The sequence below is a fragment of the Methylibium sp. genome (genome assembly GCF_013817365.1).
In the GTDB taxonomy this organism is placed as follows: domain Bacteria; phylum Pseudomonadota; class Gammaproteobacteria; order Burkholderiales; family Burkholderiaceae_C; genus Methylibium.
Genome location: NZ_JACDCU010000044.1, coordinates 1 through 14,978 on the forward strand (window position 1 = coordinate 1; position 14,978 = coordinate 14,978).

Below are 14,978 nucleotides of genomic sequence, written 5' to 3' on the forward strand. Positions count from 1 at the left end.
GTTGCGGCCCTCGCTGCAGCCCTGCCTTTTACCGCCTACACGCAGCATGAGACCGGCCCCGCCAAGCCGCCTGTCGTGAACCTCAAGCCGCCGCCTGACTCGGCGACGGTGCGTCCTGCGCAAGACAAGGCCCCGGGGCCGGCACACGAAGGCTCCATGGGTGCGGGCATGGATGCCAACAAAGACGGCAAGCTCAGCCGCGACGAATTCATGCGTCATCACGAAGAGATGTACGACCGCATGAAAAAAGCTCCCGACGGGCAGGTCGACATGAAGGAAATGCGCTCGCACGGCAAGCCCGGCCGTTGAATCGCTGGCGCCCGCTCGCAAGAGCGCTCCGGCACGGCGCAGCGCTCACTTTCCGGTAAGCCAACGCACCGAAGACCCGTTTCCGCGAGCGCATGCTCGTCTGCAAATCGACGGCGCGCCTTCCCTGTGCATCCCGCACGCCCCTTCTGAAGGAAATCGACATGCCCTCCAAGACGCCTTCCAAGACCGTCTCGCAAACCGCGAAGAAACAAGACGCCATCGCGCTGCTGACGGCCGATCACAAGGCCGTGACGGCTTTGTTCAAGCAGTTCGAAGAAGCCAAGGAAAGTGAAGACGACGAGGCCTGCGCAGCGCTCGTGCAGCAGATTTGCAGCGAACTGACGGTTCACGCCACCGTCGAGGAGGAAGTCTTCTATCCCGCGGTGCAGGCCGCGATCGACGACGACGACCTGATGGACGAGGCGGAGGTCGAGCACGCCGGCGCCAAGGATCTGATCGCTCAGCTCGAAGAGATGGAGCCGGGCGATCCGCTCTATGCCGCCAAGGTCAAGGTGCTCAGCGAGTACATCAAGCATCACGTCGGCGAGGAAGAGGGCGAGATGTTCAAGAAGGCCCGCAAGGCCGAGAAGGACGATGGGCTCGACCTGGCTGCGCTGGGCGTGGCCATCCAGGAACGAAAGCAGGCGTTGCAGGCGGAAATGGAAATGGACGAGGACGCGCCCGCCATGGCCAAGACCGGCAAGCCGGCCTGAGAGTCTCGTTCGCCGCAGCCCGAGGCGGGCGTGCAGTGAGGCACCGCTTCACCGCTTCTGAGGACCCGTCATGAGCAATGTGAGAACTGGCCAGGCGCCCGAAGGGCTCTCGCGCGAGGAATTCGGGGCGCGCTTTCGGCAATCTTTCTACGACCCGGCATTCGACGCGGCCGCGGACGCCATCGAGCGGGTCGAGAAGATCGCCTGGGAGGGCTACAGCCAGGCGCGAAAGTCGCCGCGCACCAAGCCTGCCGGGCCGGGCTACGCCGACCCCTCTTATCAGCTCTCCGACGAATGGCGCGCCGCACGCGAACGCCTGGAGCAGGCCGAGGCGCGCCAGAAGAACCCGGGCACGCCGACGCGCGCGCTGGTCATCTGTGGCTCGCCGCGCAACGACGGCAGTTGCCCGGGCGAAATGTCCAAGACCTTCCGACTCAGCAAGCTGACGGTGGAGGTGCTGCAGGGCAGCGGCGTCGAATGCGACCTGCTCGACTTGAGCCTGCTCACTTCGGATTACGGCCGGCGCATTCACCCGTGCAAGGGATGCGTCTCGACTGCCATGCCGCTGTGCCACTGGCCGTGCTCGTGCTATCCGAACCACGAGCTCGACCAGGTGGACGACTGGATGGCCGAAATCTACGAACGATGGACCGCGTCCCACGGTGTGGTCATCGTCACGCCCGTGCATTGGTACCAGACACCGAGCGTACTCAAGCTGATGATCGACCGGCTGGTCTGCGCCGACGGCGGCAACCCCGACCCGAGTTCCACCGGCGGTAAGAAAGCCGACAAGGCCAAAGAGATCGAACTCGCCGGCTGGCCCTACCCGAAGCACTTGGCCGGCCGCGCCTACGGGCTGGTGGTGCATGGTGACGTCGCCGGAATCGAGGGCGTTCGTCGTGGCCTTTCGGACTGGCTCGACTGGATGGGCCTGATCGACGCCGGCGCGCAGGCAAGGCTGGACCGCTTCATCGGCTATTACCAGCCGTATGCGACCAGCCACGACGAGCTCGACCGCGACGAGCCGGTGCAGGAAGAGGTGCGCAACGTCGCGCGCGCACTCGGCCATGTGATGGGCGAGATTCGCGCCGGACGACAGACCGCGCCCGATCTGCTGCTCTCACGCCCTCGACCGAAATGACGGGCAGTGCTTCGCTGCGAGGCCGAAGGGGCGCGGGCTATCTCGAGCTTCAGCGTCCCGGCCGGTTACGCTCTCTGCAATGAGCATTGGAATTTCTGCTCAGCGCCTCTCCCGCAGTGAAAAGCTGTTTGTGACGCACGCTTTCGCACAGAGGTAGTAGGCCTGAGAACACAGGACGGAGATGCCCGCTTCTGCACGCCGCCACATTCGGCGACCCGATCGACATGCGCCTGTTCGGCGAGGGAACTTTCGATGAAGCACCTGTTTGCAATCGCAGCATCTGGCTGCCTTGTCGCGCTTTCGCTCGGTCTGGCGGCGTGCGCAGCGCCGTCATCCGCGGATCGCGCCCCTCAGTCTTTACGCAACGGGACGGTGGCAGACGTGAGGTCGATCCAGGTCGAAGGCGATTACCAGCTCGGCCTCGGCGCGGAGGTGGGCACTTCGGCCGGCGGCCTGGTCGGCAACCAGTCCGGCGGCGCCACGCGACGCGATCTGGTGACGGTGCTGGCCGCCATCGGGGGCGGCCCGTCTCCGGATGAAAAGGAGCGATACACCCAAGCGCGGGAAGGCCAGCGCATCGTCGTGCGGCTGGACAACGGCGTGGGAATTGCGGTCATGCAGGAGGCGGAGCCGGAGCTGCGAGTGGGCGAGCGCGTGCGCATCGAGGGCCGCGGAACGCAGGCGCGGGTGCTGCGCCGGTAAAGAACGGGAAGGAAGGAAATTGCGGGGCGCGGTGGCTGCGCTTGTCAGCGCACAGACGCGGCAACGCGGGTGGCGCACCCTGAGGGTTCGGGATGTCCGCTGAGTGCGAGCGGTGCATCGCCCTTTTCGATACGATTTGAGGAGCCAACCAACCATGATGACCACATCACCTTCGCTGAAGAGCCGCACGGACGCGATGCTCAACGACCTGGGCAATGCCGCCCATCAGGCCGGCGACAGTGTCAGCGCACAGACCGATGCGCTCGAGCGGCGCGTCGGCGCTGCCTGGGCGCAAATGCGCCAGCTCGAGGAAAGCGCTGCCAAACGGGCCCGTCTGGCAGCCGTGAGCACCGACGAATACGTGCACGAGCACCCCTGGCAGATCATCCTTGCCGCGGCCGTGCTGGGTTTCGCTGCCGGCGCCATGATGGGCAGCCGACGCCGCAGCCGCCGCATGCACGTCAGCTGAGCGCCTTGCTCGAGGAGCACCGGCGCGCGCGCCGGTGAAGCGTTTACAGCACCGGCGCGCACGCCGGTGACGCCTGCAGGGCAAGCTTGCTCGTTACGACGTTCGAGCGTCCCGTGTGCCAGATCAAGGCCGCCGCGACTTCGTCGCCGCGGCCTTTTCTCATCGCCCTGCAGATGCTCAGCGAGGTTCTCATCGGCGGCATGCTGGCATCGTTTTCCTTAACGATTGCGACGCCCCAAAGCCTCCGTGTGGTGGCAGGATAGGCGCGCGGAGCGCTGGCATTCGATACCACCGAAAGCCGGTGATCCGGGACAACCCCGAGACGACACTTGTGAAAAGTTGACCGCAGTCAAGTTGCTTCTGCGGCGACAGGACCAGCATTCGTCCACCGGGAGCTCAGTTGAAGCCTCAGGGCACAAAGTACACAGGAGACAGCATGATCAGAGACCTCTTTTCGGCATCCACGAGCCGTCTGGCACGGGCGACCGCGGCTGCATTGATGACCATCACAGCGGCACCGCTGGCGTTCGCATGGGAGCCGACCAAGCCGGTGGAGTTCATCATCCCCGCTGGCACCGGCGGCGGTGCGGACCAGATGGCCAGACTGATCCAAGGCATCGTCCAGAAGCACAAGCTGATGGAGGAGCCGCTCATCGTCATCAACAAGTCGGGCGGCGCCGGTGCCGAAGGCTTCCTGGACGTCAAGGGAGCCAACGGCGACCCGCACAAGATCATCATCACGCTGTCGAACCTGTTCACCACGCCCATGGCGACCGGTGTGCCGTTCAACTGGAAAGACCTCACGCCGGTCGCCATGCTCGCGCTCGACCAGTTCATCCTGTGGACGAACGTCGACGAGCCCTACAAGGACGCCAAGGAATACATCGCCGCCGCCAAGGCTGCAGGTCCCAGCAAGTTCAAGATGGCCGGCACGGGCTCCAAGCAGGAAGACCAGATCATCACGGTCGCGCTCGAGAAGGCCACCGGCACCAAGTTCATCTACGTGCCGTTCAAGGGCGGCGGCGACGTTGCCGTGCAACTCGTGGGCGGCCATGTGAACTCGACGGTCAACAACCCGGCCGAAGCGGTGTCGCAGTGGCGCGCGGGCAAGCTGCGCGCGCAATGCGTGTTCGACAGCGAGCGCATTCCTTTCAAGACCAAGGTCACCGAGACCCAGTCGTGGAACGACATTCCGACCTGCAAGGAAGCCGGTCTGCCGATCGACTACGTCATGCTGCGCGGCATCTTCATGCCAGGAGGCGTCACTGCCGAGCAGACCAAGTACTACGTCGATCTTTTGACCAAGGTTCGCGCGACGCAGGAGTGGAAGGACTACATGGAGCGGGGCGCTTTCAACCCGACCTTCATGGTGGGCGCCGAGTTCACGAAGTGGCTCGAGGCGGCGGAAACCAACCACCGCAACCTGATGACCGAGGCCGGCTTCCTGGCCAAGAAGTAAGAAGCGAAAGGCCTGCACCGCCGCGGGCCCCCGCGGTATCGCCGACGATGCTCGGCGATACCGCGCTCAGTGAGCACTGATCGTCCCCCCCCTTTTCCAAGGCTGCCGGGCTCGTCTAACGACGGTCCGGTCAGCGGCAGCCTTGCAAGTGACATACATCTACGGAGTTCGGTGATGGCGCACGAAGAAGAAGCCAGCGGCGAGATTCGCCGCGGCGTTGCGACCAACGTGGTCGAAGCAGTGGTTGCCGCGATTGTGCTGGTCATTGGCATCGTGGTCGTCGTCCAGAGTCGCGAACTCGGCGCCGGCTGGACGACCGATGGACCCGGGTCCGGATATTTCCCGTTCTACGTCGGCCTGATCGTGGCCCTTTCCAGCGCGTGGCTGCTCTACCAAGCCGTGTTCGGGAAGAACAGGAACACCTCGATCTTCGTCGATACCAAGCAACTCAAGCTCGTGCTGTCGGTGCTGATTCCGGCCATGGTGTATGTGCTGGTCGTGCAGTTCCTCGGGCTGTACGTGGCCTCGGCCATCTACATCGCCCTCTTCATGATCGTGATGGGCAAGTACTCCTGGATGAAGAGCGTCATCGCCGCCGTGGCGATCAACACCTGGTTCTTCCTGATGTTCGAAGTGTGGTTCAAGGTTCCTCTGTTCAAGGGCACGCTCGGGCCCCTGGACTTCCTCGGCTATTGAGCTCGAAGATTCGAATTCACCAAACTAAACGCATATGGACGCATTCGGCTCTTTGATGCAAGGATTCGGGGTCATCCTGACCCCGATGAACATCGGTCTGATGTTCGTGGGAATCATCCTCGGTGTTCTCATCGGTGTGCTGCCCGGCCTGGGCGGCGCCAATGGCGTGGCGATCCTGCTGCCGCTGACGTTCTCGATGTCGCCCACGTCGGCCATCATCATGTTGTCCTGCATCTACTGGGGCGCCTTGTTCGGCGGGGCCATTACCTCCATCCTGTTCAACATACCGGGTGAGCCGTGGTCGGTGGCGACCACCTTCGATGGCTATCCGATGGCCAGCAAGGGCAATGCGGGAGAGGCGCTCACCACCGCGTTCACCTCGTCCTTCGTGGGTGCGTTTATCGCGGTGATCATGATCACCTTCCTGGCGCCTCTGGTGGCCGACTTCGCGTTGCAGTTCGGCTCGCCGGAATTCTTCGCCGTCTATTTACTGACTTTTTGCAGCTTCGTCGGCATGGGCAAGGGCTCGCCGGCCAAGGTTCTGGTGTCGATGGGTTTGGGCTTCGCGCTGGCCAGCGTCGGCATGGACACGATGACCGGTCAGTTGCGCCTGACCTTCGGGCAGCCCGAGTTGATGCGCGGCTTCGACTTCCTCATCGCGGTGATCGGACTCTTCGGCATCGGCGAGATCCTGCTGTCGATGGAAGAAGGACTGAAGTTCTCGGGCAAGAACGCCAAGATCGACCCGAAGGTGGTGCTGGCAACTTGGAAGAAGCTGCCGCAGTACTGGATGCTTTCCCTGCGCAGCAGCGTGGTCGGCATGTGGATGGGCGTTACCCCCGGAGGCGCCACGCCGGCCTCGTTCATGAGTTACGGCTTGGCCAAGAAGATGTCGAAGCGGGGCGACAAGTTCGGCACCGGCGAGATCGAGGGAATCATCGCGCCGGAAACGGCCGCCCACGCCGCCGGCACCGCCGCGCTCCTGCCCATGCTGGCACTCGGCATCCCCGGATCGCCCACGGCCGCGGTGCTGCTCGGCGGCCTGCTGATCTGGGGCCTGCAGCCGGGCCCGCTGATGTTCACGGAACAGAAGGATTTCGTGTGGGGCCTGATCGCCAGCATGTACCTGGGCAACATCGTCGGCCTCATCGTCGTGCTGACCACGGTGCCGCTGTTCGCCTCGATCCTGCGCATTCCGTTCTCCATCATCGCTCCCGTGATCATCACCGTCTGCGCCATCGGCGCCTACACGGTGAACAACGCGATGCTCGACATCTGGTACATGCTCGGCTTCGGCGTGGTCGGCTACGTCTTCAAGAAGCTCGACTTCCCGCTGGCGCCGCTGGTCCTGGCGCTGGTGCTGGGCGACAAGGCGGAAGACTCGTTCCGCCAGGCCATGCTGGTCTCGCAGGGCGATGTGTTGATCATGTGGTCCAACCCGCTGGTCGGCGGCATCACCACGCTGGCACTGACTCTTTTGTTCTGGCCGATCATCGCGAAGGTCAATGCGCTGGTCAGGAAGAAGCCCGCCAAGCAAGACGATCTATCCGTCGAGCAGCCCGTGGATTGACCGAGGAGAAGAAATGCCTGTCATCGCCATGACCCAGGAGATGGGTTCTCTCGCCAAGGACGTGGCGCTCGAACTCGCCGCTTCCCTGAATCTCGCAGTCATGCGCCACGAAGTGATCGAGCACGTGGCCGGCAAGATGAACGTGCCCAAGAGCCTGATCAGCCGGCTGCGCGAAGGCAAGGCCGGGCTGGTGGAGCGCTTCACCTCGGACGAGCGCAGCGTCGCGGTGTACACCGCGGAAGAAATGTTCGCCCTGGCCGACGGTGGCAACGTAGTGCTGCGCGGCTGGGGTGCCACCTGCCTGCTGCGCCCTGTGCCGCACGTGGTGTGCGTGCGGGTGACGCGATCGCTGCGCAAGCGGGTCGAATGGCTGATGGGCGAGCTGCAGACCGACGACGCAGAGTTCGCTGAATCGGAAGTCCGCCGCAGCGACGAGGCGCACGCCTCACGCATGCACGAGCGCTTCGGCGTGCGCTGGGGCGATCCGGTTCTCTACGACTTGGTGCTCAACACCGATCGCGTTTCCGTCGAGAGCTGCGTGGAGCAGATCAGCCGCTTGACGAGCCGGCCGGAGTTCGCCGAGACCACTGATTCCCACGCCCTGCTCGACAACCTGACCTTGCAGGCGCGCGTGCGGGCCGCGCTGAAGGAGCACGCGCCCACGCGTGACATCGACATCACGGTGGAAGCCGGCAATGGCCGGGTCGTTCTGTACGGGATCGTCGTGAATGCGGAGGAGCGAACGCAGGCTAAAAGCGTCGTCGCTGCCGTGTCGGGCGTGGCGGGTGTCGACAACCAGCTGAAGGTGATGGCCCGCTCGAAGCTCTTCACGTCGGGCAGGTAACAGCGACCGGCGAGACCCGCCGGCGCGCCTCAGATCTTTCCGCGCTGCCTCATGCGGCTCAGCGTTTCAGCGGAGAGGTTGAGGTAGGAAGCCAGTTCCTTCTGCGGAATGCGGTCGACCAGTTCCGGGTGCTTGCGCATGAAGCGGTGTACGCGGCCGGGAGCGTCGAGCAGGTGCAGCGTGATGGTATGCGCCATGATTTCGCTCATGCCTTTCATGACGCAATATTCGAATTTCTCCTTGATCGCCGGATGGCGATCAAGGAATTCGCTCCACTCCTTCAGCGGCAGAGTGGCAACCCGCGCCTTGGTCACGCACTGGATGCCGTAGGGCGTTGGCTTGCCCAGCCGCCAGGCGGCATAGCTAGTTTCCATGTCGCGCTCGTCGGCGAAGCGCAGGATCATCTCCTTGCCCTGCGCATTGGCCACCACGCGCTTGAGTATCCCGTCGAGGATGAAGTACTGCGCCATCTCTCGCACGCCCTGGTGCAGCAGGAAGTCGCCCTTCTGGGAATCGACCACGACGAGGTGAGGCTCCAGCTCGCTGCTTTGCGATTCGCTCATCCCATGGAGCACGACGTTCTGCGTGAGCTGAACGCGGATGATGTTTTTTTCGGGATGGTTTTGTACGGCGGACATGGACGCGTCCGGGCGGTTGGGCGCCGCGGAAACCGACTCCTGAAACAAGCCGGATAGATCAAAAATTGACCGAGGTCAAGGGTGAAGCCACGGGCGATTCTTATGATACCTCTGCAGTGCAAACGAGCACCGACGCACCCCCGTTGCAGCCCTATCCGGGCCGCGACTCAGGCCCGATTTCTTTCAGGAGAGAACCCATGTCAGCTGTAGCAGAAAAAGCCGTGACCACAACGGACGAGTCCGTGACGACCGACGGGTTCCATCTGTTGATCGATGCCCTCAAGCTCAACGACATCGACACCATCTTCGGTCTGCCCGGCATCCCCATTACCGACCTGACGCGCATGGCGCAAGTCGAAGGCATGCGGGTCATTTCCTTTCGCCACGAGCAGCATGCCGGCAATGCTGCCGCGGCCGCCGGCTACCTGACACAAAAGCCGGGCATCTGCCTCACCGTGTCGGCGCCGGGCTTCCTGAACGGGCTGACCGCGCTGGCCAACGCCACCGTCAACTGCTTCCCGATGATCCTCATCAGCGGATCGAGCGAGCGCGAGGTCGTCGACCTGCAGCAGGGCGACTACGAAGAGATGGACCAGCTCAACGCCGCCAAGCCGTTTTGCAAGGCGGCCTTTCGCGTGCTGCATGCGCAAGACATCGGCATCGGCGTGGCACGTGCGATCCGCTCGGCCCTGTCGGGCCGTCCGGGCGGCGTCTACCTCGACTTGCCCGCCAAGCTGTTCTCGCAGACGATGGAGGCCGCAGCCGGCCGCAACTCGCTGGTCAAGGTGATCGACGCCGCGCCGCGACAGATCCCGGCGCCCGAGGCGGTCAAGCGCGCGCTCGACGTGCTCAAGAGCGCCAAGCGGCCGCTGATCCTGCTCGGCAAGGGCGCGTCGTACGCGCAGGCCGACGCCGAGATCCGCGCGTTGATCGAAAAGACCGGTATTCCCTACCTTCCGATGTCGATGGCCAAGGGCTTGCTGCCCGACACGCATGCGCAGTCCGCGTCGGCTGCGCGCTCGTACGTGCTGGCCGAAGCCGACGTCGTGGTGCTGGTCGGTGCACGCCTGAACTGGCTGCTCTCGCACGGCAAGGGCAAGACCTGGGGCCAGGACAAGGGTGCGAAGAAGTTCATCCAGATCGACATCGCCCCGACCGAGATCGACAGCAATGTGCCCATCGCGGCACCGCTCATCGGCGACATCGGCTCGTGCGTTTCGGCGCTGCTGGCCGGCGTCGGCAGCAATTGGGCCAAGCCGGATGCGCAGTGGACCGGCGCGATCGCCGAGCGCAAGGACAAGAACCTGACGAAGATGGCGGAGACGCTCGCCAAGACGCCCTCGCCGATGAACTTCCACAGCGCGCTCGCCGTGGTGCGCGACATCGTGAAGGCGAACCCGGAGACGATCGTCGTCAACGAGGGCGCCAACACGCTCGACTTCGCGCGCAGCATCGTCGACATGTACAAGCCGCGCAAGCGCCTGGACTCCGGCACGTGGGGCATCATGGGCATCGGCATGGGCTTCGCCGTCGGTGCCGCAGTCATCACCGGCAAGCCGGTGATCGCCATCGAGGGCGACAGCGCGTTCGGCTTTTCCGGCATGGAGGTCGAGACGATCTGCCGCTACAACCTGCCGGTGTGCGTCGTCGTCTTCAACAACAACGGCATCTACAAGGGCACCGACGTCAACCCGCGCGGCGGCGACGTGGCGCCCACCGTGTTCGTGAAGAACGCGCGCTACGACATGATGATGCAGGCCTTCGGCGGCGTCGGCGCGCACGCCACGACCGCCGACGAGTTGCGCAAGGCAATGCTCGAGGCCGTCGCCTCCGGCAAGCCGACCCTCATCAACGCCGTGATCGACGAAACGGCCGGCACGGAGAGCGGCCGCATCACCAGCCTGAACCCGCAAAGCAAGGCGAACAAGAAGTAAGGTGCGGGCCCTGGAAGCACCCACCACAGTCAACGAAAGATTCCCATGAGCAAAGCACTAGACGGCGTTCGCATTCTCGACTTCACGCACGTGCAGTCCGGCCCTACCTGCACACAGTTGCTGGCCTGGTTCGGCGCCGACGTCATCAAGGTGGAGCGAGCCGGCGAGGGCGACGCCACGCGGGGGCAACTGCGCGACATCCCCGACGTGGACAGCCTGTATTTCACGATGCTCAACCACAACAAGCGCTCGATCACGCTCGACACCAAGAACCCCAAGGGCAAGCAGGTGCTCGACACGCTGATCAAGCAGTGCGACGTGCTGGTCGAGAATTTCGCGCCGGGCGCGTTGGACCGCATGGGCGTGACCTGGGATCACATCCAGAAGCTCAACCCGCGCATGATCGTGGCCTCGGTCAAGGGCTTCGGCCCCGGCAAGTACGAGGACTGCAAGGTCTACGAGAACGTCGCGCAGTGCGCTGGCGGCTCGGCCTCCACGACCGGCTTCGACGACGGCCCGCCGATGGTTACCGGCGCGCAGATCGGCGACAGCGGCACCGGGCTGCACCTGGCCCTGGGCATCGTTGCCGCCCTGTACCAGCGCAACACCACCGGCCGCGGGCAGAAGGTGCTGGCGCCGATGCAGGACGCCGTGCTCAACCTGTGTCGCGTCAAGCTGCGCGACCAGCAGCGCCTGGAGCGCACGGGCACCATGCACGAGTACCCGCAGTACCCGGACGGCGAGTTCGGCGAAGCGGTGCCGCGTGCCGGCAATGCCTCGGGTGGCGGCCAGCCGGGCTGGATTCTCAAGTGCAAGGGTTGGGAGACCGACCCCAATGCCTACATCTACTTCATCACGCAGGCGGCCGTGTGGAAGGCCATCTGCAAGGTGATCGGCCAGGAAGACTGGATCACCGAGCCCGCCTACGCGACGCCGCAGGCGCGGCTGCTGCACCTGAAGCCGATCTTCGCGCGCATCGAACAGTGGACGATGACCAAGACCAAGTTCGAGGCGATGGACATCCTGAACGAGTTCGACATTCCCTGCGGTCCCATCCTTTCGATGAAGGAGATCGCAGAGGACCCGTCGCTGCGCGAGACCGGCACGATCGTCGAGATCGACCATCCCAAGCGCGGCAAGTACCTGACAGTCGGCAACCCGATCAAGATGTCCGACAGCGCGACCGATGTCACCCGTTCGCCGCTCCTCGGCGAGCACACCGAAGAGGTGCTGACCCAGCTCGGCTACAACGCCGACGACATCGCCACGCTGCGCTCCGAGCGCGTGATCTAACCCCCCTGCCGCAAGGCGCCTTGCCCTGCGCGTTACCGCGCGCAGTGGCGGAGCACTGCCCTTCCATCCGCGGCAACAACCACTCCTTACCGAGGAAAGCACCATGAGCAAAGACAAGGCCAAAGTCAGACAAATTCTCGACGCCGTCAAGGCGGCGGGCAGAGATTCGCTCACCGCGCCCGAGGGCAAGCTGGTGTGCGACGCCTACGGCATCGCGGTTCCCCAGGAAGGCGTTGCGGCCAACGCCGCCGAGGCGCAGAAGCTGGCGGCCTCCATGGGCTTTCCGGTGGTGATGAAGATCGTTTCCCCCGACATCCTGCACAAGACGGAAGCCGGCGGCGTGATCGTCGGCGTGAAGACCGCCGACGAAGCGGCCAAGGGCTTCGACACCATCATCGCCAACGCCAAGAAGTACAAGGCCGACGCGCAGATCCTGGGCGTTCAGGTGCAGCAGATGCTCAAGGGTGGCCAGGAGGTCATCATCGGCGCCGTCACCGACGACAGCTTCGGCAAGCTGGTGGCCTTCGGTCTGGGCGGCGTGCTGGTCGAGGTGCTCAAGGACATCACCTTCCGCCTGGCCCCCGCCACGAAGGAAGACGCGTTCTCGATGCTCGACGGCATCCAGGCCGCCGAGATGCTCAAGGGCGTGCGCGGCAGCGACCCGGTCGATCGCGAGGCGCTCGCCAAGCTGATCGTCGGCGTGAGCGAACTGGTCACCGACTTTCCGGAAATCTCGGAGCTGGACCTGAACCCGGTGTTCGCCTCGAAGGACAGCGCCATCGCCGCCGACGTCCGCATCGTGGTCGACTTCGCCCCGAAGCAGCCGCGCCATCGCCCGGCCGAAGCCGACGTGCTGAGCTCGATGAACCGCATCATGCAGCCGAAGTCGGTGGCCGTGATCGGCGCTTCGGCCGAGGACGGCAAGATCGGCAACTCGGTGATGAAGAACCTCATCAACGGCGGCTACAAGGGCAACATCTATCCGGTCCACCCGAAGGCCACCGAGATCCTCGGCTACAAGGCCTTCAAGAGCGTCAAGGACGTTCCGGGCGAAATCGACACCGCAGTGTTCGCGATCCCTGCCAAGTTCGTTGCCGGCGCCCTCATCGAGTGCGGCGAGAAGAAGATCGCCGGCGCGGTGCTCATCCCCTCCGGCTTCGCCGAGACGGGCGAGCACGAGATGCAGGAAGAGCTCGTCAAGATCGGCCGCAAGTACAACATCCGCTTGATGGGGCCGAACATCTACGGCTTCTACTACACGCCGGCCAACCTGTGCGCCACCTTCTGCACGTCCTACGACGTGAAGGGCAGCGCGGCGCTGTCCTCGCAGTCGGGCGGCATCGGCATGGCGATCATCGGCTTCAGCCGCTCGGCCAAGATGGGTGTCTCCGCGATCGTCGGCTTGGGCAACAAGTCGGACATCGACGAGGACGACCTGTTGATCTTCTTCGAGCAGGACCCGAACACCAAGGTCATCGCCCAGCACTGCGAAGACCTGAAGGACGGCCGTGCGTTTGCGGAAGTGGCGCGCCGGGTTTCCAAGAAGAAGCCGGTGATCGTGCTCAAGGCGGGCCGCACCTCGGCCGGCGCCAAGGCCGCCAGTTCGCACACGGGTGCGCTGGCCGGCAACGACAAGATCTACGAGGACGTGTTCAAGCAGGTCGGCGTGATCCGCGCCCGCAGCCTGCGTGATCTGCTCGAGTTCGCCCGGGGCGTGCCGGTGCTGCCGACACCCAAAGGCGAGAACGTGGTCATCATCACCGGCGCCGGTGGTTCGGGCGTGCTGCTGTCGGATGCCTGCGTGGACAACAAGCTGTCGCTGATGCCCATGCCGGAAGACCTGGACACGGCGTTCCGCAAGTTCATCCCGCCCTTCGGCGCCGCCGGGAACCCGGTCGACATCACCGGGGGCGAGCCGCCGCAGACCTACAAGAACACCGTTTTGCTGGGTCTCGAGGATGACCGCATCCACTCGCTGATCCTGGGCTACTGGCACACGATCATCACGCCGCCGATGACCTTCGCGAAGATCATCGTGGAAGCGCGTGACGAGATGCGGGCCAAGGGGATCGAGAAGCCCATCGTGGCGTCGCTGGCCGGCGACGTCCAGGTGGAGGAGGCGGCGCAGTATCTGTACGAGCACGGTATTCCGGCGTATGCGTATTCGACGGAAATACCGGTAGCTGTCCTGGGTGCCAAGTACCAATGGGCGCGAGGGGCCGGCCTGCTCTAAGCGAGCCGAGTCGTTTGGTACTGGGTGAGCGATTACCGTCGCTCACCCCTTTTCGTTGCGCGCAGTAAAAGACAGATCCATAACTTGCAGAAGATGATCTTTATAAAATAGTTTAACTATGAATTATCGAACCGCCGACCTACATTGTTCTTAAGCAGGGCGGTGAGACCGGAGTCCGGTACCCACCGCTACCTCAACAGACAAAGGAGAGCTGGCATGTCGAACGCAACGTCCTTGCAGGGTTTCGGATCCGACGCGGAAGAGATCGAACGCAACGCGTACAACGCCGCGTTTCACGCCTTGGGTCTGCGCTGGTATTGGGATACCGATACCTACAACGAGCTGCAGTCGATCTCCGACGCCAGAGAGCGCGTCAGGATCTACCTGCGCACCCGTCAGACCCACTTGCTGGCGGCGTACGACGCCGACTTCCTGATCAATGCCATAGAGACCAAGAAGGCGGATTGCCGCCAGACCGAGGATTGTTCGGGCCCGGTCGCTTCCCGATATTTCAACTGGGCCGAGGCCCGGGCCGGCGAAGTGGGCGCTTGATCCGCACACAAGGACCGGCATGAACATCCACGAATACCAAGGCAAAGCAATACTGCGCAAGTACGGCGTCGTGACCCCTCAGGGTGTCCCGTGCTTTTCTGCAGACGAGGCCGTGCAGGCGGCGCAAAAGCTGGGCGGAAAACTCTGGGTCGTGAAGGCCCAGATTCATGCCGGCGGCCGCGGCAAGGGCGGTGGCGTCAAGGTAGCGAAATCCATCGAAGAGGTCCGCCAGCACGCCTCTCGGATTCTGGGCATGACCCTCGTGACTCACCAGACGGGCCCCGAAGGGCGCCTGGTGAAGCGGCTTCTGGTCGAGGAGGGGGCCGACATCAAGAAAGAGCTCTATGTCGGCATGGTGGTCGACCGGGCGAGCCAGCGTGTCGCCTTGATGGCCTCCAGCGAAGGCGGCATGGACATCGAGGAAG

General features: G+C 64.0%; 15 protein-coding genes. 14 read left to right on the plus strand and 1 reads right to left on the minus strand.

From position 1 onward, the window contains the following. The 9 genes from H0W38_RS04890 to H0W38_RS04930 form a co-directional block, all read left to right on the plus strand. On the plus strand, positions 1 to 309 hold a 309-nt coding region (locus H0W38_RS04890; protein ID WP_292451703.1), incomplete at its 5' end, for a hypothetical protein. A gap of 161 nt (positions 310 to 470) precedes the next feature. Beyond that, positions 471 to 1,022, plus strand: coding sequence for a hemerythrin domain-containing protein (locus H0W38_RS04895; protein WP_292451706.1), 552 nt, complete (start codon positions 471 to 473; stop codon positions 1,020 to 1,022). A gap of 70 nt (positions 1,023 to 1,092) precedes the next feature. Continuing rightward, a complete protein-coding gene (locus tag H0W38_RS04900) occupies positions 1,093 to 2,163 on the plus strand; it encodes a flavodoxin family protein (RefSeq protein WP_292451709.1) in 1,071 nt (356 codons plus the stop codon). Between the two features lie 381 nt (positions 2,164 to 2,544). Next, positions 2,545 to 2,865: a hypothetical protein gene (locus H0W38_RS04905; RefSeq protein ID WP_292451712.1), complete on the plus strand. Its 321-nt coding sequence runs from the start codon at positions 2,545 to 2,547 to the stop codon at positions 2,863 to 2,865. Positions 2,866 to 3,019: 154 nt separating this feature from the next. Then, complete coding sequence (locus tag H0W38_RS04910) at positions 3,020 to 3,334, plus strand: DUF883 domain-containing protein (RefSeq protein ID WP_292451715.1); 315 nt, start codon at positions 3,020 to 3,022, stop codon at positions 3,332 to 3,334. 436 nt (positions 3,335 to 3,770) lie between these two features. Further along, the gene (locus H0W38_RS04915; RefSeq protein ID WP_292451718.1) at positions 3,771 to 4,793 is read left to right on the plus strand and encodes a tripartite tricarboxylate transporter substrate binding protein; all 1,023 of its coding nucleotides are present in this window, start codon (positions 3,771 to 3,773) and stop codon (positions 4,791 to 4,793) included. Between the two features lie 174 nt (positions 4,794 to 4,967). Further along, on the plus strand, positions 4,968 to 5,489 hold the full coding sequence (locus tag H0W38_RS04920; RefSeq protein WP_292451722.1) for a tripartite tricarboxylate transporter TctB family protein: 522 nt from the start codon (positions 4,968 to 4,970) through the stop codon (positions 5,487 to 5,489). 34 nt (positions 5,490 to 5,523) lie between these two features. Next, positions 5,524 to 7,059 carry a tripartite tricarboxylate transporter permease gene (locus tag H0W38_RS04925; RefSeq protein ID WP_292451725.1) on the plus strand — a complete coding sequence of 512 codons (1,536 nt, stop codon included), beginning with the start codon at positions 5,524 to 5,526 and terminating at the stop codon, positions 7,057 to 7,059. A gap of 13 nt (positions 7,060 to 7,072) precedes the next feature. Continuing rightward, complete coding sequence (locus H0W38_RS04930) at positions 7,073 to 7,903, plus strand: cytidylate kinase family protein (RefSeq protein ID WP_292451728.1); 831 nt, start codon at positions 7,073 to 7,075, stop codon at positions 7,901 to 7,903. Positions 7,904 to 7,932: 29 nt separating this feature from the next. Here the strand turns inward: H0W38_RS04930 and H0W38_RS04935 are convergent, their stop codons facing one another. Continuing rightward, positions 7,933 to 8,541 (minus strand): Crp/Fnr family transcriptional regulator, encoded by a 609-nt coding sequence (locus H0W38_RS04935; RefSeq protein WP_292451731.1) that lies wholly within the window; start codon positions 8,539 to 8,541, stop codon positions 7,933 to 7,935. A gap of 197 nt (positions 8,542 to 8,738) precedes the next feature. Here H0W38_RS04935 and oxc point away from each other — a divergent pair, with 197 nt between their 5' ends. The 5 genes from oxc to H0W38_RS04960 all read left to right on the plus strand — a co-directional run. After that, positions 8,739 to 10,475, plus strand: a complete 1,737-nt coding sequence (gene oxc, locus H0W38_RS04940) for an oxalyl-CoA decarboxylase (protein ID WP_292451734.1) — start codon at positions 8,739 to 8,741, stop codon at positions 10,473 to 10,475. Positions 10,476 to 10,520: 45 nt separating this feature from the next. Next, positions 10,521 to 11,768, plus strand: coding sequence for a formyl-CoA transferase (gene frc, locus H0W38_RS04945; RefSeq protein WP_292451737.1), 1,248 nt, complete (start codon positions 10,521 to 10,523; stop codon positions 11,766 to 11,768). Between the two features lie 103 nt (positions 11,769 to 11,871). Continuing rightward, the gene (locus H0W38_RS04950; RefSeq protein ID WP_292451739.1) at positions 11,872 to 14,001 is read left to right on the plus strand and encodes an acetate--CoA ligase family protein; all 2,130 of its coding nucleotides are present in this window, start codon (positions 11,872 to 11,874) and stop codon (positions 13,999 to 14,001) included. A gap of 216 nt (positions 14,002 to 14,217) precedes the next feature. Then, positions 14,218 to 14,553, plus strand: a complete 336-nt coding sequence (locus H0W38_RS04955; protein WP_292451741.1) for a hypothetical protein — start codon at positions 14,218 to 14,220, stop codon at positions 14,551 to 14,553. A gap of 19 nt (positions 14,554 to 14,572) precedes the next feature. Then, the coding region (locus H0W38_RS04960; protein WP_292451744.1) for an ATP-grasp domain-containing protein at positions 14,573 to 14,978 on the plus strand (406 nt) is incomplete at its 3' end.